The organism is Allobosea sp. CS1GBMeth4, assembly GCF_900185715.1.
Classification (GTDB): Bacteria; Pseudomonadota; Alphaproteobacteria; order Rhizobiales; family Beijerinckiaceae; genus Allobosea.
In genome coordinates this window covers 56,198-75,918 of the sequence record NZ_FYAS01000002.1, presented here as the reverse complement: position 1 = coordinate 75,918, position 19,721 = coordinate 56,198, and the positions used below count along the sequence as shown (strand labels likewise).

23 protein-coding genes are annotated in these 19,721 nt (G+C 68.7%); 13 read left to right on the top strand and 10 right to left on the bottom strand.

Annotated elements, in window-relative coordinates; all coding sequences use genetic code 11:
• Positions 1 to 93: 93 nt before the first annotated feature.
• The 3 genes from pcaB (at position 94) to pcaC (ending at position 2,734) form a co-directional block, all read left to right on the top strand.
• Positions 94 to 1,464: a 3-carboxy-cis,cis-muconate cycloisomerase gene (gene pcaB / locus CS1GBM4_RS00395; protein ID WP_186416706.1), complete on the top strand. Its 1,371-nt coding sequence runs from the start codon at positions 94 to 96 to the stop codon at positions 1,462 to 1,464.
• Between the two features lie 84 nt (positions 1,465 to 1,548).
• Complete coding sequence (gene pcaD / locus CS1GBM4_RS00390) at positions 1,549 to 2,334, top strand: 3-oxoadipate enol-lactonase (protein ID WP_186416705.1); 786 nt, start codon at positions 1,549 to 1,551, stop codon at positions 2,332 to 2,334.
• Between the two features lie 4 nt (positions 2,335 to 2,338).
• The gene (gene pcaC, locus CS1GBM4_RS00385; RefSeq protein WP_186416704.1) at positions 2,339 to 2,734 is read left to right on the top strand and encodes a 4-carboxymuconolactone decarboxylase; all 396 of its coding nucleotides are present in this window, start codon (positions 2,339 to 2,341) and stop codon (positions 2,732 to 2,734) included.
• 1 nt (position 2,735) lies between these two features.
• Here pcaC and CS1GBM4_RS00380 read toward each other — a convergent pair whose 3' ends face one another.
• Positions 2,736 to 3,251 (bottom strand): flavin reductase, encoded by a 516-nt coding sequence (locus tag CS1GBM4_RS00380; RefSeq protein ID WP_186416703.1) that lies wholly within the window; start codon positions 3,249 to 3,251, stop codon positions 2,736 to 2,738.
• A 133-nt stretch (positions 3,252 to 3,384) separates the two neighbouring features.
• Positions 3,385 to 4,071 (bottom strand): GntR family transcriptional regulator, encoded by a 687-nt coding sequence (locus tag CS1GBM4_RS00375; RefSeq protein ID WP_186416702.1) that lies wholly within the window; start codon positions 4,069 to 4,071, stop codon positions 3,385 to 3,387.
• Positions 4,072 to 4,228: 157 nt separating this feature from the next.
• Here CS1GBM4_RS00375 and CS1GBM4_RS00370 point away from each other — a divergent pair, with 157 nt between their 5' ends.
• The 3 genes from CS1GBM4_RS00370 to CS1GBM4_RS00360 all read left to right on the top strand — a co-directional run bounded on the left by CS1GBM4_RS00370 (position 4,229) and on the right by CS1GBM4_RS00360 (position 6,263).
• On the top strand, positions 4,229 to 4,555 hold the full coding sequence (locus tag CS1GBM4_RS00370; protein ID WP_186416701.1) for a cupin domain-containing protein: 327 nt from the start codon (positions 4,229 to 4,231) through the stop codon (positions 4,553 to 4,555).
• Positions 4,552 to 5,784 (top strand): FAD-dependent oxidoreductase, encoded by a 1,233-nt coding sequence (locus CS1GBM4_RS00365; RefSeq protein WP_186416700.1) that lies wholly within the window; start codon positions 4,552 to 4,554, stop codon positions 5,782 to 5,784. The genes CS1GBM4_RS00370 and CS1GBM4_RS00365 overlap by 4 nt, the downstream gene beginning before the upstream one ends.
• Before the next feature lie 68 nt (positions 5,785 to 5,852).
• Positions 5,853 to 6,263 carry a DUF3574 domain-containing protein gene (locus CS1GBM4_RS00360; protein WP_186416699.1) on the top strand — a complete coding sequence of 137 codons (411 nt, stop codon included), beginning with the start codon at positions 5,853 to 5,855 and terminating at the stop codon, positions 6,261 to 6,263.
• Between the two features lie 15 nt (positions 6,264 to 6,278).
• Here the strand turns inward: CS1GBM4_RS00360 and CS1GBM4_RS00355 are convergent, their stop codons facing one another.
• On the bottom strand, positions 6,279 to 7,526 hold the full coding sequence (locus CS1GBM4_RS00355) for an FAD-dependent oxidoreductase (RefSeq protein ID WP_186416698.1): 1,248 nt from the start codon (positions 7,524 to 7,526) through the stop codon (positions 6,279 to 6,281).
• 350 nt (positions 7,527 to 7,876) lie between these two features.
• Here CS1GBM4_RS00355 and CS1GBM4_RS00350 point away from each other — a divergent pair, with 350 nt between their 5' ends.
• From CS1GBM4_RS00350 to CS1GBM4_RS00320, 7 genes are all read left to right on the top strand, one after another.
• Positions 7,877 to 8,875 (top strand): hypothetical protein, encoded by a 999-nt coding sequence (locus CS1GBM4_RS00350; protein WP_186416697.1) that lies wholly within the window; start codon positions 7,877 to 7,879, stop codon positions 8,873 to 8,875.
• A gap of 47 nt (positions 8,876 to 8,922) precedes the next feature.
• Positions 8,923 to 9,600 carry a glutathione S-transferase family protein gene (locus CS1GBM4_RS00345; protein WP_244606984.1) on the top strand — a complete coding sequence of 226 codons (678 nt, stop codon included), beginning with the start codon at positions 8,923 to 8,925 and terminating at the stop codon, positions 9,598 to 9,600.
• Between the two features lie 52 nt (positions 9,601 to 9,652).
• Positions 9,653 to 10,333 (top strand): ribulose-phosphate 3-epimerase, encoded by a 681-nt coding sequence (gene rpe, locus CS1GBM4_RS00340; protein WP_186416696.1) that lies wholly within the window; start codon positions 9,653 to 9,655, stop codon positions 10,331 to 10,333.
• 286 nt (positions 10,334 to 10,619) lie between these two features.
• Positions 10,620 to 11,927 carry an adenylosuccinate lyase gene (purB, locus tag CS1GBM4_RS00335; RefSeq protein WP_186416695.1) on the top strand — a complete coding sequence of 436 codons (1,308 nt, stop codon included), beginning with the start codon at positions 10,620 to 10,622 and terminating at the stop codon, positions 11,925 to 11,927.
• A 31-nt stretch (positions 11,928 to 11,958) separates the two neighbouring features.
• Positions 11,959 to 12,237 carry a type II toxin-antitoxin system prevent-host-death family antitoxin gene (locus CS1GBM4_RS00330; RefSeq protein ID WP_186416694.1) on the top strand — a complete coding sequence of 93 codons (279 nt, stop codon included), beginning with the start codon at positions 11,959 to 11,961 and terminating at the stop codon, positions 12,235 to 12,237.
• On the top strand, positions 12,234 to 12,641 hold the full coding sequence (locus tag CS1GBM4_RS00325; protein ID WP_186416693.1) for a type II toxin-antitoxin system VapC family toxin: 408 nt from the start codon (positions 12,234 to 12,236) through the stop codon (positions 12,639 to 12,641). The genes CS1GBM4_RS00330 and CS1GBM4_RS00325 overlap by 4 nt, the downstream gene beginning before the upstream one ends.
• 4 nt (positions 12,642 to 12,645) lie before the next feature.
• Entirely contained in the window at positions 12,646 to 13,206 is a 561-nt protein-coding gene (locus tag CS1GBM4_RS00320) for an alpha/beta hydrolase (RefSeq protein ID WP_186416692.1), read from the top strand.
• A 30-nt stretch (positions 13,207 to 13,236) separates the two neighbouring features.
• Here CS1GBM4_RS00320 and CS1GBM4_RS00315 read toward each other — a convergent pair whose 3' ends face one another.
• The 7 genes from CS1GBM4_RS00315 to CS1GBM4_RS00285 all read right to left on the bottom strand — a co-directional run bounded on the left by CS1GBM4_RS00315 (position 13,237) and on the right by CS1GBM4_RS00285 (position 19,658).
• Positions 13,237 to 13,887: a glutathione S-transferase family protein gene (locus CS1GBM4_RS00315; protein ID WP_186416691.1), complete on the bottom strand. Its 651-nt coding sequence runs from the start codon at positions 13,885 to 13,887 to the stop codon at positions 13,237 to 13,239.
• A gap of 208 nt (positions 13,888 to 14,095) precedes the next feature.
• On the bottom strand, positions 14,096 to 15,211 hold the full coding sequence (locus tag CS1GBM4_RS00310) for a branched-chain amino acid ABC transporter substrate-binding protein (RefSeq protein ID WP_186416690.1): 1,116 nt from the start codon (positions 15,209 to 15,211) through the stop codon (positions 14,096 to 14,098).
• 146 nt (positions 15,212 to 15,357) lie between these two features.
• Positions 15,358 to 15,711, bottom strand: coding sequence for a DUF6867 family protein (locus CS1GBM4_RS00305; RefSeq protein WP_186416689.1), 354 nt, complete (start codon positions 15,709 to 15,711; stop codon positions 15,358 to 15,360).
• A 28-nt stretch (positions 15,712 to 15,739) separates the two neighbouring features.
• A complete protein-coding gene (locus CS1GBM4_RS00300; RefSeq protein ID WP_186416688.1) occupies positions 15,740 to 16,471 on the bottom strand; it encodes an ABC transporter ATP-binding protein in 732 nt (243 codons plus the stop codon).
• A complete protein-coding gene (locus CS1GBM4_RS00295; RefSeq protein ID WP_244606996.1) occupies positions 16,468 to 17,265 on the bottom strand; it encodes an ABC transporter ATP-binding protein in 798 nt (265 codons plus the stop codon). The genes CS1GBM4_RS00300 and CS1GBM4_RS00295 overlap by 4 nt, the downstream gene beginning before the upstream one ends.
• A gap of 89 nt (positions 17,266 to 17,354) precedes the next feature.
• Positions 17,355 to 18,737, bottom strand: coding sequence for a high-affinity branched-chain amino acid ABC transporter permease LivM (livM, locus tag CS1GBM4_RS00290; protein WP_186416686.1), 1,383 nt, complete (start codon positions 18,735 to 18,737; stop codon positions 17,355 to 17,357).
• A 3-nt stretch (positions 18,738 to 18,740) separates the two neighbouring features.
• Entirely contained in the window at positions 18,741 to 19,658 is a 918-nt protein-coding gene (locus tag CS1GBM4_RS00285; RefSeq protein WP_186416685.1) for a branched-chain amino acid ABC transporter permease LivH, read from the bottom strand.
• Positions 19,659 to 19,721 lie beyond the last annotated feature (63 nt).

Below are 19,721 nucleotides of genomic sequence, written 5' to 3'. Positions count from 1 at the left end.
GCCTATCCATGGCCGGAAAGCACCGGCCTGCACAAGAGGACGAGGCTGGGATGTGGGTTGCACCGACCGCTCCGCACGACGGCACGTCCCGACATGGCTGACGGCGGCCTCCATGGCGAGCTCTTCTGCGATCGCGAGATGGCGGCCCTGCTCGCCGACCGCGCCGCGCTCCAGGGCATGCTCGATTTCGAGGCGGCGCTCGCCCGGGCCGAGGCCGAGGCCGGCGTCATCCCGGTGGCGGCGGCGGACGCGATCGCAACCCAGTGCAGGGCGGACTTCTACGACATCGCCGAGATCGGCCGGGCCGCGACGCTCGCCGGCAATCCGGCGATTCCGCTGGTCAAGGCGCTGACGCAGCGGGTCGCCGCCATCGACGTCGAGGCGGCCCGATGGGTCCATTACGGCGCGACCAGCCAGGACGTGATCGATTCAGGCCAGGCGCAGCAATATCGCGCGGCTCAGGACCTCATCCTCGCCCGCTCGGAGCGCCTCGCCCATGCGCTCGCCGCGCTCGCCAGGGAGCACCGGCGCACGCCGGTGATCGGCCGCACCTTCCTGCAGCATGCGGTGCCGATCTCCTTCGGCCTCAAGGCTGCCAACTGGCTCGGCCCGATCGTCTCCTTCCATGACGACTTCATGATCTGCGGCCAGTCGGCGCATCAGCTCGGCGGCGCGGCCGGCAGCCTCGCCGCGCTCGGCGACAGGGCCGAGGCGGTATCGGAGGCCTTCGCCCGGGTGACGGCGTCGGTCGGTGCGGTGCGCGTGCCCTGGCACACCGAGCGCCGGCGCCCGGCCCGCATCGCGGCCGAGCTCGGCCTGCTGCTCGGCCATCTCGGCAAGATGGCCCAGGACATCGCCCTGATGGCGCAGACCGAAATCGGCGAGCTCGCCGAGCCGGACGCTCCGGGCAAGGGCGGCTCCTCGGCGATGCCGCACAAGCGCAACCCGGTGCTCTGCACGCTGATCCTGACGGCGGCGAAGCGTGCCCCGGGCCTGGTCGCGACCATGCTCGCCGCCATGCCGCAGGAGCACGAGCGCGCCATGGGCGGCTGGCACGCCGAATGGCCGACCTTGCGCGAGCTCTTCATCATCGCGGGCTCGGCCTTGAATCAGGCGGTCGCGCTGATCGAGGGGCTCCAGGTCTTCCCGGAGCAGATGCAGTACAATCTCGACCTGACCAACGGCCTCATCATGGCCGAGCGCGTCTCGCTCGCGCTGGCGGCGACGCTCGGCCGCGGCGAGGCGCACCACCTGCTCGAGCAGGCGAGCCGCGACTGCCTCGCCAGCGGCCGCCATCTCAGGGACGTGCTCGCCGATCATCCGCAGCTCGCCGGCAGGCTCTCGGCCGAGGAGCTCGACGATCTGTTCGATCCGACGAGCTATCGCGGCGCGACCGACGCCATCATCGACCGGATCCTCGTGCTCTACGAGGAGGAACGGGACTATATGAGCGGCAATGGCTGAGCCGTCCGCCGCACTGCCGCGGCCTTTGGGCCAGCGCGCTTCGATGACCGGAGGCGGCGGGACGCCGCCGGGGGGAGAGATGCCATGGCGATGATGACGATCCGGGGCGAGCCGTTCCATGTCCGGGTCGACGGCGAGACCGGCGCCCCCGCGCTGCTCCTCTCGAATTCGCTCGGCACCAACCTCTCGATGTGGGACCCGCAGGTCGCCGAATGGGCGAAGCACTTCCGCGTGGTGCGCTACGACAGCCGCGGCCACGGCCTCTCGACCGCGCCGGACAGGCCGTATTCGATGGCGATGCTGGCCGAGGACGCGCTCGCCATCCTCGACGCGCTCGGCATCGCGAAGGCGCATTGGTGCGGGCTCTCCAAGGGCGGCATGGTCGGGCAATGGCTCGGGAGCCATCACGGCGAGCGTTTCGACCGGATCGTGCTCGCCAATACCGGCGCACGCATGGGGCCGCCCGAGAGCTGGGACGCCCGGATCGACACTGTCCGCCGCAACGGCATGGCGGTGATGGTGCAGCCGACGCTGGAGCGCTGGTTCACCCCGGGCTTCCGCGAACGCGACCCGGCGACGATCGCAAGGGTGAGCGAGATGCTCGCCACCACTCCGCCGCTCGGCTACGTCAATTGCTGCGCCGCGATCCGCGACATGGACCAGCGCGAGACGATCCGGACGATCGCCAATTCCGTCCTCGTCGTCATCGGCAAGCACGATCCGGCGACGCCGCCGGAAGCCGGGCACTTCATCGCCGATGCGATCCCCGGCGCGCGGCGCGTCGAGCTCGACGCCGCCCATCTCTCCAATCTCGAGCAGCCGGCCGCCTTCACCAGGGCCGTGCTCGACTTCCTCACGAACCAGGGCTGACCCGATGGACGAGAAGAGCCGCTACGATGCCGGCATGAAGACCCGCCGGTCCGTGCTCGGCGAGGCCTATGTCGACAGGGCCGGCGCCGGAATCACCGACTTCACCCGCGACTGGCAGGAATTCATCACCCGCACCGCCTGGAACGACATCTGGAACCGGGAAGGCCTGCCCCGGCGCGAACGCTCGATCATCGTGCTCTCGATCGCCACCGCGCTCGGCGCCTGGGGCGAGTTCCGCATCCATGTCCGCGGCGCGCTCAACAACGGCCTCTCGCGCGACGACATCAAGGAAGTGCTGATGCAGGCGGCGATCTATGCCGGCGTGCCTGCCGCCAACCACGCCTTCAAGGAGGCCTCGGCGGTCTTCGCCGAGATCGACGCCGAGGCCGGCGAGGGCTGACTCAGAACCCGCCGAAGCGGCGGTGGCGATAGACCAGCGCCGGTCCCGAGCCGCCGCCGCCGAGCGCGACCACCTGGCCGATCAGGATGCGGTGGGTGGCGACGCGATGAACCGTGGCGAGGCGGCAGTCGAAGCTGGCGAGCGCGCTCGCCAGCGCCGGCGCGCCGGTGGCGAGCTCGCCCCAGTCGCCCGCCGCGAAGCGCTCCTCCCCGGTCAGGCCGCGCCGGCCCGAGAACACGCTCGCCAGCTCGTGATCGGCCTCCGCCAGCGTGTTCACGCAGAAGATGCCGCTCGCCTCGATCGCGGCGAGCGTGCGGCTCGCGGCCTCGACGCAGACCAGCACGGTCGGCGGTGCGACCGAGACCGAGGTCACGGCGGTCGCCGTCAGCCCGGCCCGGCCATGCGGCCCGAGCGTCGTCACGATATGGGCCGCGCTCGCGACCTGCGCCATCGCCTCGCGGAAGGCCTGCGCTTCGGGGAGCGCGGCGCGTAAGCCGGCGTCGACCATGCTGTTCATCGCCCACCCTGCGCGAAACTACAGGCCTTATCTAAGCGCGGAGGGGTAAAAGGCCAGTTGCATCAATTCTCGACATGTCGCCCGTTCCGGCCACAAGGTTAAGATATATCACTTGCGGGCGCAGCAGCGTCGCTCAGTCGCGCCGCAGCGCCGCCATCAGGCCGGCGCGCAGATGGCGCATCAGCGCATCGCTGGCCTCCGCGGCGGCGGCCGGCTCCCCGGCCACCAGCGCCTGCGCCAGCGCGACGTGATGATTGGCCGCCGGCACGAGATCGATCTGCCGGTCGAAATAATACCAGGCCCGGCGGATCAGCGCCTGCAGCGGCTCGACCGCGCGGCTCGCATAGGGGCTGCGCGCACCGGTCGCGATCAGGCCGTCCAGCTCCTTGTCGAGGCGCATATAGGCGTTGACGTCGTCCGCCTGCGCCGCCTCCCGCATCGCCCGGGCCTTGGCGAGGATGGCGCTGCGCTCGGCCGGCCCGGCGCGGCGGGCCGCCTCGCTCGCGATCAGGCGCTCCAGCACCTCCCGCGCGTCCAGCGCCGCCATCACGTCGATCGCATCGATTGCGGTGACGACGACACCCTTGCGCGGCAGGATCTCGACCAGCCCCTGCTGCGCCAGCCGGATCAGCGCCTCGCGCACCGGAGTCCGCCCGACGCCGACGAGATCGATCATCTGGGCCTCGGTCAGCGCGGCGCCCGGCCGCAGCGACAGGGTCACGATCGCCTCTTCGAGCCGGGCATAGGCGAGATCCGACAGGCTGGCCGAGGCGCGCATGCCGCTTCCGGCTCCGTCGGGCACCCTGGCATCCTCGCTCATGAACGGCTCCGAGGGCGATGCTTGACGCATTCGATCGCATTGATATATCAGAAGTTTCGAGACGACTGCAAGGCAGGCCCGCAGGCCCATGGGCCGCAACGGTCCCGCCCGATGGCCGCCCATGCCGGGCCGGCCCGTTCCGCGAGTGGAGACCGAGATGGCGTTCGCCTGCACGATTCCCGCGGTCCCGACCGTCCAGCAGGACGACGACACGGTCCGCATCACGCGCTGGGATTTCGAGCCGGGCGCCGTGACCGGCTGGCACAGCCATGGCTGGCCCTATTTCGTCGTCATGCTGGTCGCCGGCACCCTGCGCATCCATGACGGCAGCAAGGCGACCGACATCCCGCTGGCGCAGGGCCAGGCCTATATGCGCCAGGCCGGCATCGAGCACGACGTCATGAACGGCTCGGCCCATCCGATCGCCTTCGTCGAGATCGAGGTGAAGCAGCCCTCGGCGCTGAAGCTGCTGCCCACGACATGAAGGTCGCGATCATCGGCGCCGGCATCGTCGGCACGGCCACCGCCCATGCTCTGCTCGACGAGGGCCACGAGGTCCTGATCCTGGACAAGGAGGGCCCGGCCTTCGGCCCGTCGCGCGGCAATGCCGGCTGGGTCGCCCATACCGACATCCTGCCGATCGCCAGCCCGAAGATCATGCGCCAGGTGCCCAAGTTCCTGGCCGATCCGCTCGGGCCGCTGGCGATCCGCCCGGCCTATCTGCCGCGCCTGCTGCCTTGGCTGGTCCGCTTCGTGCTCGCCGCCCGCCCGGCCGCCTATGAGCGCTCGATCCAGGGGCTCGCCGCCCTGCAGGGCCTCGCCCTCCCCGCCTGGCTGAAGCGGCTCGAGGCGGCGGGGCTGAAGCAGCATCTGCACCGCAAGGGCGGGCTCTACGCCTTCACCGACGCGGCGATGCTCGGGCACGCCGCCGGGATCGCGAAAAGGCAGGCCGAGTTCGGCATCAAGGTCGAGATGATCGGCCCCGAGGATCTGCGCCAGCTCGAGCCGGCGCTGAGCGAGCGCTTCGCCGGCGCCGCCTTCCATCCCGACGCCGCCCATATCAGCGACCCGCTCGCGCTGACCACCGCCCTCTTCGAGGCGGCGCTCGCCCGCGGCGCCGTCTTCGAGAAGGCCGAGGTCACCGGCATCTCGACTGGCGAGCGCCCGGCGCTCGTCGGCCGCGACGGCTGGCAGCGCCTGGTCGACCGTGTCGTCGTCGCCGCCGGCGCCTGGTCGAAGCCGCTCGCGGCGGCGATGGGCGATGCCGTCCCGCTCGACACCGAGCGCGGCTACAATGTCAGCTTCCCGGGCGTCACCGGCCTGACCTCGCGTCCCGTCGGCTTCGAGGGCCACGGCTTCGTCATGACCCCGCTCGACAGCGGCCTGCGCATCGGCGGCGCGGTCGAGTTCGGCGGGCTCGAGGCGCCGCCCAACCACGCCCGCACGAAACTGCTCTACGACAAGGCGACGACGCTGGTGAACGGCCTGCCGCCCTATGACAGCGGCACGCTCTGGATGGGCTTTCGCCCCTCGCTGCCGGATTCGCTGCCGGTGATCGGCAAGGCGAGCCGCAACCCGCATGTCGTCTACGCCTTCGGCCACGGCCATTACGGCATGACCCAGTCGACCGCGACGGCCGACCTCGTCGCCGCGCTGATCGCCGGCCGCCCGCCCGCGATCGAGCTCGGCCATTTCAGCGCGCAGCGCTTCTGAAACCCGGACTTCGGCGGTATAGCCCGCAGCTCGGCTGAATCGATCCCGCAGCCGACGGAGGCAACGCCATGATCCGATTCGGCTTTGCGCTGGCCCTGGCGAGTTCGCTCGCCGGCTGCGCCGGACTCGCCCGGCCCGTCTGCGGACCCGGCCAGCAGGCGATGCTCTCCGCCGAGCTGCTCTTCGGCCGCAAGATCGGCGATCGCGTCGGCGTCGGCGAGTACGCCTTCCGCCGTTTCGTCGACGAGGAGGTGACTCCGCGCTTCCCCGACGGGCTCACTGTTCTCGACGCCGGCGGGCAATACCGCGACCGGGACAGGGACCTGTTGATCCGTGAGCCGAGCAAGCTCGTGCTGATCGCGACCCCCGACGAGCCGGCGAGCCGCGACAGGCTCGCCGCCGTGATCGACGCCTACAAGCGCCGCTTCAGCCAGCAATCGGTCGGCCTGATCCTGAAGCCGGCCTGCGTCTCGTTCTGAGGCAGGAGGCCCGTCTCAGACGAACCGCGCCGGCGCGAACGGCGTCGGGTCGACGAAGACCTTCTGGCCGCTCACCATCTCGGCCACCATGCGGCCGGTCACGGCCGCCAGCGTCAGCCCATGATGGGCGTGGCCGAAGGAGAACCACAGATTCCTGTGCTTCGGCGCCGGGCCGATGATCGGCATCATGTCCGGCGTGCACGGCCGGTTGCCGAGCCAGGGCTCGGGATCGAGCCGCTCGCCGAGCGGGAACAGGGTCTTGGCGATCGGCTCGGCGCGGGCGAGCTGCACCGGCGTCTTCGGCGCGCCGCGATTGGCGAATTCGGCGCCGGTGGTCAGCCGGACGCCCTGGCGCATCGGCGCGAGGAAATAGCCGCGCTCGGTGTCGAGCACCGGGTGGTTCAGCACGGCGTTGCCGAGCGGCTTGTAATGCATGTGGTAGCCGCGCTTGACCGCGAGCGGCAGATGATAGCCCAGCCGGCGGGTCAGCACGTCGGCCCAGGGGCCGAGCGCGACGACCGCGTCCATGCCGAGCGCCTTGCTCCCGTCCGCGAGAGTCACGCTCCAGCGGTCGCCGTCCTGCGCGAGCGTGCCGGCATCGCCCTGGGCGACGCGCCCGCCGAGCGTCTCGAACAGCGCGACATAGGCCTTGGACAGGCCGAGCGGATCGATCACCGTCACCGGATCGGTCCAGTGCAGGCCGCCGATCAGGCTCTGATCGAGATGCGGCTCCTCGGCCCGCAAAGTAGCGGCGTCGAGCGCGCGGTGGTTCAGCCCGAAATCGCGCTGCCAGCGCGCCGCCTCGGCGAGGCGGGTGTCGCGCTCGGCCTCGGTGCGGAACACCTTCATCCAGCCCTTGCGGCGGAGCAGATCACCCGCGCCCGCCTCCTGCGCCAGCGCATCGTGCTCGGTGACGCAATGCTCGATCAGGGTCGCGTATTTGTGGGCGATCGCCTCATGCTGCGACGCCCGCGAATGCATCCAGTACGACCACAGGAAAGGCGCGAGCCTGGGCATCGCGTTCCAGTGGTAATGGGCGTCGATGGTGTTGTTCAGCGCGTAGCGGATCAGCGCGCCGAAATCATGCGGGAAGCCGTAAGGATAGACACCCTCGCGCTGGATCAGCCCGGCATTGCCGTAGCTGGTCTCGCCTCCGGGCTGGCCGCGGTCGACCAGCAGCACCGAGCGGCCCGCCTTCTGCAGGTGCAGCGCCACCGAAATCCCGACGATGCCCGCCCCTAGAACGATCGCGTCCGTGCGCATCCGATACGTCTCCGCCAGCCCTTCCCACTAGCAAGAATAGCGCCGGCTCCGGCGCTGTCAGCCATTCCGTCGAATGTTGCGGCATATCCGGCAAAGTTTCGCAGCCTGTGCAGGTGAATCCGGGGTTACCTATGATAGCACCGCCGCCGTGGCCCGCACTGCGCAATTTTCTGCTGCCCGAATTTCCAGATCATTCCAGCCGCGGCGGAGCGGAGCGTGGAATCCATCTCCGGACTTCGGCGTGCGGCGAAGGAGCCGGGCCTGCGCCGCTGCTTCGGCCACACCTGTAGCACTGGCAGCGTGCCGCCCTGCGCCGGCACCAGATGACGACGACGCCGGGATCGGCCAGTGTGGCGCCCCGCTTCGCTGTCCCGGTCTCGATGCTCGCCGCCCTCGCCTCCGCCCTCGCTCTGCTCGGCCGCTACGGCACGCAGGGCTTCGCGCTCTCGATCTTCCTCGGCCTCGCCCTGCCGCAATTCTCGGCGGCGGCGCGCCCGCTCCTGCCGGTGACGATCTTCTGCTTCACCACCGTGGTGTTCATGCGCGCCGATCTCGGCGTGATCGCCGGCCTGGTCCGCCGGCCCGGCAAGCTCGTCCTGACCTGCCTCTGGCTGCTGTTCGCCCCGGCATTGCTGATCGCGATCGCTCTGCTGCTGCTCGGCCGCGACGCGCTCGACCCTGGCCTGCTGCTCGGCATCGCGATCATGGGGGCCGCGCCGCCGATCATGTCCTCGCCCGCCGTCGCCATCCTCTACGGCTTCGAGCCCTCGCTGATCATCGCCGGCGTGATCGTGACCACGGTCGTGAGCCCGGTCGTCGCCCCGGTCCTGGTCGACTGGCTCGCCGGAGCCGCCGTCCCGCTCGACCGGCTGGCGCTGACCCTGCGGCTCGTCATGTTCATCGGCGGCGGCATGGTCGTCGCCTTCGTCATCCGGCGCTGGCTCGGGCCCGACCGCATCCGCGAGCTCAAGCCCAATCTCGACGGCTTCGGCGTGCTGATGTACTTCGTCTTCGCCATCGCGGCGATGGACGGTGTCACCAGAGCGGCGCTGGAGCGGCCGGGCCAGGTCGCGTTCTTCATCGCCGTCGCCTTCCTGGTCTCGGCCGTCGGTCTCGCCAGCGCCTGGCTGGTCCTGCGCCGCTTTCCAACCTCCGAGCGCTTCATGATCGGCTACGGCACCGGCCAGCGGAACATGGGCCTGCTCGTCGCCGCGCTCGGCGCCGGCGTGCCGCCGACCACCTTCCTCTACTTCGCCCTGGCCCAGTTCCCGATCTATCTGCTGCCCTGGCTGCTGCGCGGCCTCGCGGCGCGGATCAGGCGCAAGGAAACCTCTGCTGACGCGGGCTGACCGCAAGCTTTGCCACGGTGCCGGCAAGCAAAGCCGGAGGTCCTGCCATGATCACGCTTTATTCGGGGCCGCTCAGCCTGTTCTCGCGCAAGGTCGAGATCGCGTTGCGCGAGAAGGGCCTCGCCTTCGAGCGCATCATGGTGCCGTTCAACCAGACGACCGGCTACGATCCCAAGCATCCCGAAGTCGTCGCCCTCAATCCGAAGAAGCAGGTCCCGGTCCTCAACGATGACGGGCTGGTGCTCTACGACTCGACCGTCATCCTCGAATATCTCGAGGACGCCTATCCCGAGCCGCCGCTCTTTCCGCTCTGCCCCGGCGCCCGCGCCCGCTGCCGCCTCGACGAGCTCTATGCCGACGAGATCATGCTGCAGGCGCTGAAGCCGCTGATGCACCGGACGAGCCCGCCGTCGACCGATCAGACCCGGCGCCTCGCCCAGGAGGCCGACGCGCTGATCGCGGAGCATGCGCTGGAGAAGCACTATGCCGTGCTCGAGGACCGGCTCGCGGGCCGCGAGTTCTTCGGCGACGCCGTCTCCGTCGCCGACATCGCCCTGTTCATGAGCGTGCTGTTCAGCCTGCGCCTCGGCGGCCCATCGCTCGCCCCGTTCGAGGGCCTGTCGCGCTGGTTCGGGCGGCTGAAGCTGCGGCCCGCCTTCACCCAGGCGGCCGCCGAGATCGCCGAGGCCGACCGGCGCCTGTCGTTCCCGTTGAAGCGGGCGTGATCGCCGCCTTTCGCGATTGCGAGAGCAGCAGCGCGGCGTTAGACCACGCCGCATGAGCACGATCCGCATCGCCCCCTCCATCCTCTCCGCCGATTTCGCCAGGCTCGGCGAGGAGGTTCGCGCCGTCGACGAGGCCGGCGCCGACTGGATCCATTGCGACGTGATGGACGGGCATTTCGTGCCCAACATCACCTTCGGCCCCGATGTGCTGAAGGCGATCCGGCCGCATACGACGAAGTTCTTCGACGTCCACCTGATGATCGCGCCGGTCGACCCTTATGTCGAAGCCTTTGCCAACGCCGGCGCCGACCTGATCTCCTTCCATGTCGAGGCCGGCCCGCACCCGCACCGGACGCTGCAGGCGATCAGGGCGCAGGGCAAGAAGGCCGGCATCGTCCTCAACCCCGGCACGCCGGCGAGCGCGGCCGAGCCGCTGATCGGCGATGTCGACCTCGTCCTGCTGATGACCGTGAACCCCGGTTTCGGCGGCCAGAGCTTCATCCATTCGGTGGTCGACAAGATCGCCCAGATCCGCGCCCTGATCGGCGAGCGCCCGATCGCGCTCGAGATCGACGGCGGTGTCACGCCGCAGACCGCCCCGCTCTGCATCAAGGCCGGCGCCGATACGCTCGTTGCCGGCTCGGCTGTGTTCAAGGGCGGATCGGACGCCTATGCCGGCAACATCGCCGCCATCCGCCAGGCGGCGGAAGCGGCGCGCGGCGGCTGGGTCTGAGGTCAGTCGCGTCAGGAGCCCGTCTTTCCGGGGCGCCGCGCAAGCGGCGAGCCCGGAATCCATAACCGCGGCCTGGCCGGTCAGCCCGCCGCGCCGGCCCGCCTCAAATTCCTGGCCTGTGGTCATGGGTTCCGGGCCCGGGCCTTGCGGCCCGCTCCGGAATGACGGCGCGCTCTAGGCAAAGCCGGGGTCCGAAGCTGTCGGCAGCGGCCCTCCGGCATTCCGTCGGCGGCCCGTCCGTGCTAGCGAGCCGGCGAGCCTTTCATCGTCACGTCGCGAGCCCGCTATGATCCCCCGTTATTCCCGCCCCGAGATGGTCGCGATCTGGGAGCCGCAGACGCGCTTCCGCATCTGGTTCGAGATCGAGGCGCACGCCACCGACAAGCTCGCCGAGCTCGGCGTCGTGCCGAAGGAAGCGGCCGCGACGATCTGGGCCAAGGCGAAGGACGCCACCTTCGACGTCGCCCGCATCGACGAGATCGAGCGCGTCACCAAGCACGACGTCATCGCCTTCCTGACCCATCTCGCCGAGATCGTCGGCCCCGAGGCGCGCTTCGTCCACCAGGGCATGACCTCCTCCGACGTGCTCGACACCACGCTCGCCGTGCAGCTCTCGCGCGCTGCCGACATCCTGATCGCCGATGTCGACGCGCTGCTCGCCGCCATCAGGCGCCGCGCCTTCGAGCACAAGCTGACCCCGACCATCGGCCGCTCTCACGGCATCCATGCCGAGCCGGTGACGTTCGGCCTCAAGCTCGCCCAGGCCTATGCCGAGTTCGACCGCTGCCGCGCCCGGCTCGTCGCGGCGCGCGCCGAGATCGCGACCTGCGCCATCTCCGGCGCCGTCGGCACCTTCGCCAATATCGACCCGCGGGTGGAGGACTACGTCGCCGCGCAGATGGGCCTGACACCCGAGCCGGTCTCGACCCAGGTCATCCCGCGCGACCGCCACGCCATGTTCTTCGCCACGCTCGGCGTCGTGGCGTCCTCGGTCGAGCGGCTCGCCACCGAGATCCGCCATCTCCAGCGCACCGAGGTGTACGAGGCCGAGGAGTATTTCTCGCCGGGCCAGAAGGGCTCCTCGGCGATGCCGCACAAGCGCAACCCGGTCCTGACCGAGAACCTGACCGGCCTCGCCCGGCTGGTGCGCGGCATGGTCACCCCGGCGCTGGAGAACGTCGCCCTCTGGCACGAGCGCGACATCTCGCACTCCTCGGTCGAGCGCATGATCGGCCCCGACGCGACGGTGACGCTCGACTTCGCCTTGGCCCGCCTCACCGGCGTCGTCGACAAGCTGCTGATCTATCCGCAGAACATGCGCAAGAACCTCGACAAGCTCGGCGGCCTGCACAACTCCCAGCGCGTCCTGCTCGCCCTGACCCAGGCCGGCGCCAGCCGCGAGGACAGCTATTCCATGGTCCAGCGCAACGCCATGCGCACCTGGGAGCATGGCGAGGACTTCCTCACCAACCTCAAGGCCGACAAGGACGTCACCGCCCGGCTCTCGCCGGCCGAGCTCGAGGCGATGTTCGACGAGGGCTACCACTTCAAGCACGTCGACACGATCTTCCGCCGGGTGTTCGGCGAGGCTTGAAGCAACTGGTTGACCAGTTTATTTTCAGGCCATGATCACCGTCGGCGCCTTCGAGGCCAAGACCAAGTTTTCCGAGCTGCTCGACCGCGTGGAACGGGGCGAGGAGATCGTCGTGACGCGGCATGGAAAAACCGTGGCGCGGATCGTGCCCGATGGTCCGCTCGATGCCGAGGCGGAGCGGAAGGCACGCGAGGCGAGGGCGGAAGAGATCAAGGCCGAATTTGCCCGGACGAGGGAGATGCTGCGTCGCGAAGGCGTCAGCCTCACGCGCGACGAGATTATCGAGCTGAGAGATCTGGGCCGCCGATGAAGGCCGTCATCGACGCTTCGATCGTCCTCGCCGCGCTGGCTCCGGACGAAGCCTCGCCGTCTGCGATGCGCACGATCGAACCGTTCTTGTTGGGCGGTGGTCATGCCCCTGCGCTGTGGCCGTTCGAAGTCGCGAACCCGCTCTATTGGAAAGTCCGCCGCGGCCTGCTCTCCTCCGCAGCCGCCGAGCAGGCCCTGCAGAGCGCCTACCGCATTCCGCTGACCTTCGACCAGCTATCCCCGGCCGAAGTGGCGCGCAATGTGGTTCCGCTATGCTGGAAGCACGGGTTGACTGCCTACGATGCGGCCTATCTGGAACTCGCCTTGCGTCTTGCTGCGCCTCTGGCCTCGATCGACAACGCTCTCATCCGCGCCGCGGCGGCGGAAAGCGTGACGGTGCTTTGATCTCATGAGAACTTCCGACACCGATATCCTGATCGTCCCCGGCTGGTCTGGCTCCGGCCCCGACCATTGGCAGAGCCGCTGGGAAGCCAAGTTGCCCACCGCCCGCCGCGTCGAGCAGGAGGACTGGTACAAGCCCTCGCGCCATGTCTGGGCCGAGCGCATCGTCACGGCCGTGCGCCAGGCGACCAGGCCGGTCGTCATCGTCGCCCATTCCGCCGGCTGCAGCGCGGTCGCGCATGCGGCCGAGCATCTGAAACCGCGCGAGGTCACCGGGGCGTTCCTGGTCGCTCCGGCCTCCGAGCGGGCCAAGCGCGCCATTCCCGGCATGGCCGCCGATTTCGTCACGCACCGGCGCGAGCCCCTGCCCTTCCGGAGCGTGCTGATTGCCAGCGCGACCGACCCCTATTGCACGCTGGACGAGGCCAGGGAGCTCGCGCTGGCCTGGGGCTCAGAATTCGTCGAGGCAGGCGACAGCGGCCATCTCAACACCGAATCCGGCCACGGCCCGTGGCCCGACGGGCTGTTGCGCTTCGCCGGGTTCATGAAAAGCCTGACGGCGGTGTGAGCGGCCCCGGCGGGCGCGCGACGGCCAGCATCACCCCGCCGACGACGCGGTGAAGTCCGCCAGCTGGGCCGCGAAGGCGCGCCGGTAGGCCGGCCGCGCTTCGGCGCGGGCGACATAGGCGGCGAGGGTCGGCCGTTCCTCCAGCAGGTCCGAGCCTTGCAGCCGGCGCAGCACCGTCACCATCAGCAGGTCGCCGGCGCTGAAGGCGCCGTCGAGCCAGGCGGCAGCGCCGAGATGACGGGCAAGATCACTCAGCCGCTTGCGGATGGTCTCGTCGAGCGCGCTCAGGCGCTCCTCGTACCAGGGCTTCTCGCGATCGAGGATCCTGACCATGTCGCGCTCGAAGATCGGCGGCTCCAGCGTGGTGAGCGCCGCGAACATCCAGGAGATGGCGCGCGCCCGGGCATTGGCGTCGCCCGGCAGCAGGCCGGCATGGCGCTCGGCGATATGGAGCACGATCGCGCCCGACTCGAACAGGGAAAGATCGCCCTCCTCATAGGTCGGAATCTGTCCGAAGGGCTGCAGCGCGCGATGCCCCGGCTGCTTCATCGCCGCGAACGACAGCAGCCTGACCTCGTAGGGCTGGCCGACCTCCTCGAGCGCCCAGCGCACGCGCATGTCGCGCGCCAGACCCTTGCCGCGATCGGGCGAGCGTTCGAAGGCGGTGATGGTGGCGGTCATGGTCGCGCTCCCGTGCTTGTCTCGCGCTTGCGACCCGAGGACGAACCACCAGCGCGCCATCCGACAATGCGCGGTTCCACTGACCTCGGCATGTCGCGATCACAGGAGCAGGCTGCCGGTCCAGTCGAGCGTGGCCGGCCAAAGAAAAACCCGCCCCGGATCGCTCCGGGGCGGGTCCGCGCTCGCGCCGTGGCGCGATCAGCCGCGATCAGTTCTCGACATAGCCGATCTTGCCGTCCGCGCCCTTCTTCCAGGTGTAGACGGTATAGTCCGGGCGGGTGATGTCGCCCTTCTTGTCGAAGCCGATCTTGCCGATGACCGTGTCGACCGGCTGGCCGCCATGCAGCGCCGCGGCGACCTTCTTCGGGTCGAGCGAGTTCGCGCGCTTGGCGCCCTCGGCCATGATCTGGACCGCGGCGTAGCTGTAGAGCGTGTAGGCTTCCGGCTTGAACTTGCGGGCCTCGAACTTCTTCAGCACCGCAGCGGCTTCCGGACGCTTCTGCGGATCCGGCGGGAAGGTCATCAGCGTGCCTTCGACGCCCGGGCCGCCGATCGTGGCGAACTCGTCGGTGGTGATGCCGTCGCCCGAGATCATCACGGTCTTCAGGCCCTGGTCGCGCATCTGGCGCACGATCAGGCCGCCTTCGGTGTGCAGGCCGCCCCAGTAGAGATAGTCGGCGCCCGTCGACTTCAGCTTCGAGATCAGCGCCGAGAAGTCCTTCTCGCCGGCGTTGACGCCTTCATAGAGCACGTCCTTGACGCCGGCCTTGGTCAGCCCCTTGCGGGTCTCGTCGGCAAGGCCCTGGCCGTAGGTCGTCTTGTCGTGGACGATGGCGATCTTCTTGCCCTTGAGGTTCTTGGCGATGTACTCCGCCGCCACCGAACCCTGCTGGTCGTCGCGGCCGCAGGTGCGGAAGACGTTCCAGAGGCCGCGCTCGGTGATCTTCGGGTTGGTCGCCGACGGGCTGATCATCAGGATGCCGTTCTCGGCATAGACTTCCGAGGCCGGCATGGTCACGCCGGAGTTGAAGTGGCCGAGCACCCATTTCACGCCGTCGCCGACGAACTTGTTGGCGACCGAGACGCCCTGCTTCGGATCGGAGACGTCGTCGCCGACCAGCACCTGGATCTTCTGGCCGAGAATGCCGCCGGCCGCGTTGATGTCCTCGGCGGCCTGTTCCGCCCCGTTCTTCAGCTGCGCGCCGAACGCCGCATTCGGACCCGTGATCGGGCCGCCGACGCCAAGCTTGATCTGTGCGTTCGCTACGCCGGAGAAGGCGAGGACCGCGCCGAGGGCAATTCCGCCCAAGAGCAGCTTCTTCATGCGTTGTGACTCCCCTGTGAGAATAGTACGGGCCGGTTTGGCCGTCCCGTCTCGGCGCGTGGTGCCACCGTGAGGCGCAGTCTTGCGCTTTTTCGCGGTGCTGTCACGCGGCAAGCCCCGTGAACTTTGGTGGTGTTTCCGGCGGGTTAGGCGCTCTCGCGCGCCTTCCAGGTGAAGGGCCCGGTGCGCTCGTAGAGCCAGCGATACTGCGTCGTCATCTGGCGGGCCCGGTTGTAGCGCCAGCCCGCGAAACTGAAGGCCAGGAGCACCAAGGTGTCGGCGAGATAATAGTGCAGCGACAGCAGCGTCGCCTCGAACAGGGCGAAGTGGATGAAGCGGATCACCAACCCGAGGATCGCCGTATAGAAGAGCAGCTGGAGCGGCGGGCGCCAGGTGATCGCCACCGCCCGGCCCGTCATCCAGGCGGCCCAGCCGCCCATCGCCACCGTCACCAGCAGGAAGAGCCAGATGGTCGGCTCCTCGTAGAGAATGCCCTGCATCGTCGTAGCTCCGTTCAGGCCGCGCCGCTCAATGCCGGCCGCCTTCGAGATAGGCCGCCCGCACCTGCGGGTTGGCGAGCAATTCCTGCCCGGTGCCGCTCATGGTGATGACGCCGTTGACCATGACATAGCCGCGATGGGCGAGCTTCAGCGCATGGAAGGCGTTCTGCTCGACCAGGAACACGGTCAGCCCCTGGCTGCGGTTGAGCTCGCGGATCGCTTCGAAGATCTGCTTGACGATCAGCGGCGCGAGGCCGAGCGAGGGCTCGTCGAGCATGAGCAGCTTCGGCCGGGCCATCAGCGCGCGCGCGATCGCCACCATCTGCTGCTCGCCGCCCGAGAGCGTGCCCCCGCGCTGCTGCAGGCGCTCCTTCACCCGCGGGAACAGCACGCAGATCTTCTCGAGATCCTCGTCGAAATGCTGCATGCCGGCGACGGCCGCGCCCATCTGCAGGTTCTCGAACACCGTCATCCGCGGGAAGATGCGCCGGCCTTCCGGCGACTGCGCGATGCCGAGGCGCGCGATCTCGTGGCTCGGCATCCGCGTGATGTCGCGCCCCTCATAGGTGATGGTGCCTTCGCGCGCCTGCGGATTCCCGAAGATCGTCATCATCAGCGTCGACTTGCCGGCGCCGTTGGCGCCGATCATCGTCACGATCTCGCCGGGGCGGACATCGACGTCGACGCCCTTCAGCGCGATGATCTTGCCATAATAGGTCTTGACGCCGCGGACGCAGAGCAGCGGATGAGCCTCGCTCATAGGCCGACCTCCGCTTCGACCGTCTCGACCTCTTCGTCGTCGACACCGAGATAGGCGGCGATCACCTTCTGGTCGGCCTGCACCTCGGCCGGCGTGCCGTCCGCGATCTTGGTGCCATAGTCGAGCACCACGACATGGTCCGAGATTTCCATCACCACCGACATGTCGTGTTCGATGAGCAGCAGCGCCGTGCCATGGTCCTTGCGGATCGACAGCAGCAGGTTGTTGAGATCGAGGCTTTCGCGCGGGTTGAGGCCGGCGGCCGGCTCGTCGAGGCAGAGCAGCACCGGATCGGTGCACATCGCCCGGGCGATCTCGAGGCGGCGCTGGTCGCCATAGGGCAGATCGGCGGCGGGATCGTCGGCGCGATGGATCAGGTTGATCTTCTCGAGCCAGAACTTGGCCTTCTCGATCGCCTCGCGCTCGCGCGCCTTGTAGCCGCCGATGCCGAGCACGCCGAGGAAGGTGAAGCCCGAGGCGATCATCAGCGGGTTGTGCTGGGCGACGAGCAGGTTCTCCAGCACCGTCATGCCGCCGAACAGGCGGATGTTCTGGAAGGTGCGGGCGACCTTGGCCTTCCAGGCGATGCGGAAATCCGGCATGCGCTCGAGCAGGTAGCTGTCGCCGCTCTCCTGCGTCAGCGTGATCATGCCCTCGGTCGGCTTGTAGAAGCCGGTGATGCAGTTGAACACCGTGGTCTTGCCGGCGCCGTTCGGGCCGATCAGCGCGGTGATGTCGCCCTTGCGGGCTTCGAAGGAGAGGTCGTTGACAGCGGTCAGGCCGCCGAAGCGCATGGTGACGTGCTCGACCTTGAGCAGCGGGGTTCCGGGCGGGGCGACCGTGGCCGCCGTCGCCGCCGAGGTGGTCTCGACCACGTTCGTCATCAGCCGTGCCCCTCCTGGACCATGTCGGCCGAGATGGCCTTCTTCTCCTTGAGGAACGCGGTCGGCTCGCGGGTCGAGATCAGCCCGCGCGGCTTCCAGATCATGATCGCCACCATGGCGAAGCCGAAGATCAGCATGCGGTACTTGGTCGGGTCGAAATCGGGGCCGAAGATCTGCTTCAGCCAGTCGAGCTCGCGCAGCAGCTCGGTGCCGCCGATCATCACGATCGCCGCGATGGCGCAGCCCCAGAGCGAGCCCATGCCGCCGAGCACGACGATGGCGAGGATCACCGCCGATTCCATGAAGACGAAGGATTCGGGGCTGATGAAACCCTGCCGCGCCGCGAAGAACGAGCCGGCGAAGCCGCCGAACATCGCGCCGAGCGAGAAGGCGGTCAGCTTGGTGTTGGTGGTGTTGATGCCGAGCGAACGGCAGGCGATCTCATCCTCCCGCAGCGCCTCCCAGGCGCGCCCGACCGGCAGGCGCCGCAGGCGCAGGCTGACATAGGCCGTCAGCAGCGCCAGGCACAGGATGACATAGTAGAGGAAGATCGTGCGGTAGAGCGGCGAGAATTCGAGCCCGAACACCGCCGCGAAACCGTCATCGGCCGCCGTGAACGGGATGCCGAAGAAGGTTGGCCGCGGGATGCCGGAAATGCCGGCATAGCCGTTCGAGAAATCCGTCCAGTTGACCAGGACGAGGCGGATGATCTCGCCGAAGGCCAGCGTCACGATGGCGAGGTAGTCGCCGCGCAGGCGCAGCACCGGGAAGCCCAGGATGATGCCCCAGAAGGCGGCGAGGATGCCGGCGAGCGGCAGCAGCAGCCAGAAGGACAGGCCGAAATTCTTGGCCAGCAGCGCGTAGGAATAGGCGCCGACCGCATAGAAGGCGACATAGCCGAGGTCGAGCAGGCCGGCGAGGCCGACGACGATGTTCAGCCCCCAGCCGAGCATCACGTAGATCAGGATCTGCACGCCGAAATTGTCGATCCATTTCAGCGCCCCGCCCCAGCCGGCGAGATTGATCGCGATGATCGGGAAGGTCAGCAGGAAGCCGAGGCCGAACAGCGAGAAGATGCGCGAGTGGCGCTGGAAGAAGCCGATCGTGCCGTGCGGCAGGAGCCGCACGACCGACTTGCCCTCGCCGCGCTTCTGCTGGCGCAGCGCCATCAGGAAGCGGCCGACGAAGACGATCGCCACCGCCCAGGCCACCGCGTCCCAGCGCGGGTCGAGCACCAGCTGATTGTCGAGGTTCTGGCGCGTGCCCCAGGCGATGATCGGGATGCACAGGCCGAAGGTGACCAGCGCGGCGAAGGCCGCCTCCTTCAGCGCCGCCATCATGTCGGCCTGGCGCCTGGCGGGAATCGAAGCCTCTCCTGCCATCGGTCAGACCTTCTCGACTTCGGGCCGGCCGAGGATGCCGGAGGGCATGAAGACGAGGACGACCGCGAGGATGCAGAAGGCGGCGACGTCCTTGTAGTCGATGGTGAAATAGGCCGACCACATCACCTCGATCAGGCCGATCAGCAGCCCGCCGAGCACGGCGCCCGGCAGCGAGCCGATGCCGCCGAGCACGGCCGCGGTGAAGGCCTTGACGCCCGGCGTGAAGCCGTCGGCGAAGTTCACCACGCCGTAGAGCACGAGGTACATCACGCCGGCCACGGCCGCGAGCGCCGCGCCCATCACGAAGGTGATCGAGATCGTGCGGTCGACATCGACGCCGAGCAGCGAGGCCATCTTGCGGTCCTGCTCGCAGGCGCGCTGGGCGCGGCCGAGCGGCGTCTTCTGCACCAGATACCAGAAGGCGGCGAGCAGCACGACCGTGGTGACGATGATCACCACCTGCTTGTAGGAGATCGAGACCGGATAGGTCGCGCTGTCGATCAGCAGGATCGACTGGTTCAGCATCGGCGGCGTCGGCTTGTTGCGCGGCCCTTGCACGACCTGGACGAAGTTCATCAGGAAGATCGACATGCCGATCGCCGAGATCAGCGGCGCGAGGCGGAACGAGCCGCGCAGCGGCCGGTAGGCGACGCGCTCGATCGTCCAGTTCCACAGCGAGGTGAAGAACATCGCCAGGATCAGGACGAAGATCAGCGAGAGCACGATCAGGCCGGCGCCGAGCCAGGCCGAAATCAGCATGAAGAAGATCAGCGCGATGAAGGCCGACAGCATGAAGACGTCGCCATGGGCGAAGTTCACCATGCCGATGATGCCGAAGACCATCGTGTAGCCGATGGCGATGAGGCCGTAGATCGACCCCAGGGTCAGCCCGTTGATGAGCTGCTGGAGGAACACTTCCATTGAACGACGCCTAACCCCTCGAACCTGTTGCCCGTTCTTTTTTGCGCGGCATGACACTGACGC

Bases quoted from the DNA above. Each gene is read 5' to 3' on its own strand.
- CS1GBM4_RS00360 (WP_186416699.1), top strand. From the start codon at position 5,853: ATGATCCGATTCGGCTTTGCGCTGGCCCTGGCGAGTTCGCTCGCCGGC.
- CS1GBM4_RS00375 (WP_186416702.1), bottom strand. From the start codon at position 4,071: ATGAGCGAGGATGCCAGGGTGCCCGACGGAGCCGGAAGCGGCATGCGC.
- CS1GBM4_RS00355 (WP_186416698.1), bottom strand. From the start codon at position 7,526: ATGCGCACGGACGCGATCGTTCTAGGGGCGGGCATCGTCGGGATTTCG.
- purB (WP_186416695.1), top strand. From the start codon at position 10,620: ATGATCCCCCGTTATTCCCGCCCCGAGATGGTCGCGATCTGGGAGCCG.
- pcaB (WP_186416706.1), top strand. From the start codon at position 94: ATGGCTGACGGCGGCCTCCATGGCGAGCTCTTCTGCGATCGCGAGATG.
- CS1GBM4_RS00345 (WP_244606984.1), top strand. From the start codon at position 8,923: ATGATCACGCTTTATTCGGGGCCGCTCAGCCTGTTCTCGCGCAAGGTC.
- CS1GBM4_RS00310 (WP_186416690.1), bottom strand. From the start codon at position 15,211: ATGAAGAAGCTGCTCTTGGGCGGAATTGCCCTCGGCGCGGTCCTCGCC.
- livM (WP_186416686.1), bottom strand. From the start codon at position 18,737: ATGGCAGGAGAGGCTTCGATTCCCGCCAGGCGCCAGGCCGACATGATG.
- CS1GBM4_RS00365 (WP_186416700.1), top strand. From the start codon at position 4,552: ATGAAGGTCGCGATCATCGGCGCCGGCATCGTCGGCACGGCCACCGCC.
- CS1GBM4_RS00315 (WP_186416691.1), bottom strand. From the start codon at position 13,887: ATGACCGCCACCATCACCGCCTTCGAACGCTCGCCCGATCGCGGCAAG.
- CS1GBM4_RS00305 (WP_186416689.1), bottom strand. From the start codon at position 15,711: ATGCAGGGCATTCTCTACGAGGAGCCGACCATCTGGCTCTTCCTGCTG.
- CS1GBM4_RS00330 (WP_186416694.1), top strand. From the start codon at position 11,959: ATGATCACCGTCGGCGCCTTCGAGGCCAAGACCAAGTTTTCCGAGCTG.
- CS1GBM4_RS00325 (WP_186416693.1), top strand. From the start codon at position 12,234: ATGAAGGCCGTCATCGACGCTTCGATCGTCCTCGCCGCGCTGGCTCCG.
- rpe (WP_186416696.1), top strand. From the start codon at position 9,653: ATGAGCACGATCCGCATCGCCCCCTCCATCCTCTCCGCCGATTTCGCC.
- CS1GBM4_RS00300 (WP_186416688.1), bottom strand. From the start codon at position 16,471: ATGAGCGAGGCTCATCCGCTGCTCTGCGTCCGCGGCGTCAAGACCTAT.
- pcaD (WP_186416705.1), top strand. From the start codon at position 1,549: ATGGCGATGATGACGATCCGGGGCGAGCCGTTCCATGTCCGGGTCGAC.
- CS1GBM4_RS00370 (WP_186416701.1), top strand. From the start codon at position 4,229: ATGGCGTTCGCCTGCACGATTCCCGCGGTCCCGACCGTCCAGCAGGAC.
- CS1GBM4_RS00295 (WP_244606996.1), bottom strand. From the start codon at position 17,265: ATGCGCTTCGGCGGCCTGACCGCTGTCAACGACCTCTCCTTCGAAGCC.
- pcaC (WP_186416704.1), top strand. From the start codon at position 2,339: ATGGACGAGAAGAGCCGCTACGATGCCGGCATGAAGACCCGCCGGTCC.
- CS1GBM4_RS00320 (WP_186416692.1), top strand. From the start codon at position 12,646: ATGAGAACTTCCGACACCGATATCCTGATCGTCCCCGGCTGGTCTGGC.
- CS1GBM4_RS00285 (WP_186416685.1), bottom strand. From the start codon at position 19,658: ATGGAAGTGTTCCTCCAGCAGCTCATCAACGGGCTGACCCTGGGGTCG.
- CS1GBM4_RS00380 (WP_186416703.1), bottom strand. From the start codon at position 3,251: ATGAACAGCATGGTCGACGCCGGCTTACGCGCCGCGCTCCCCGAAGCG.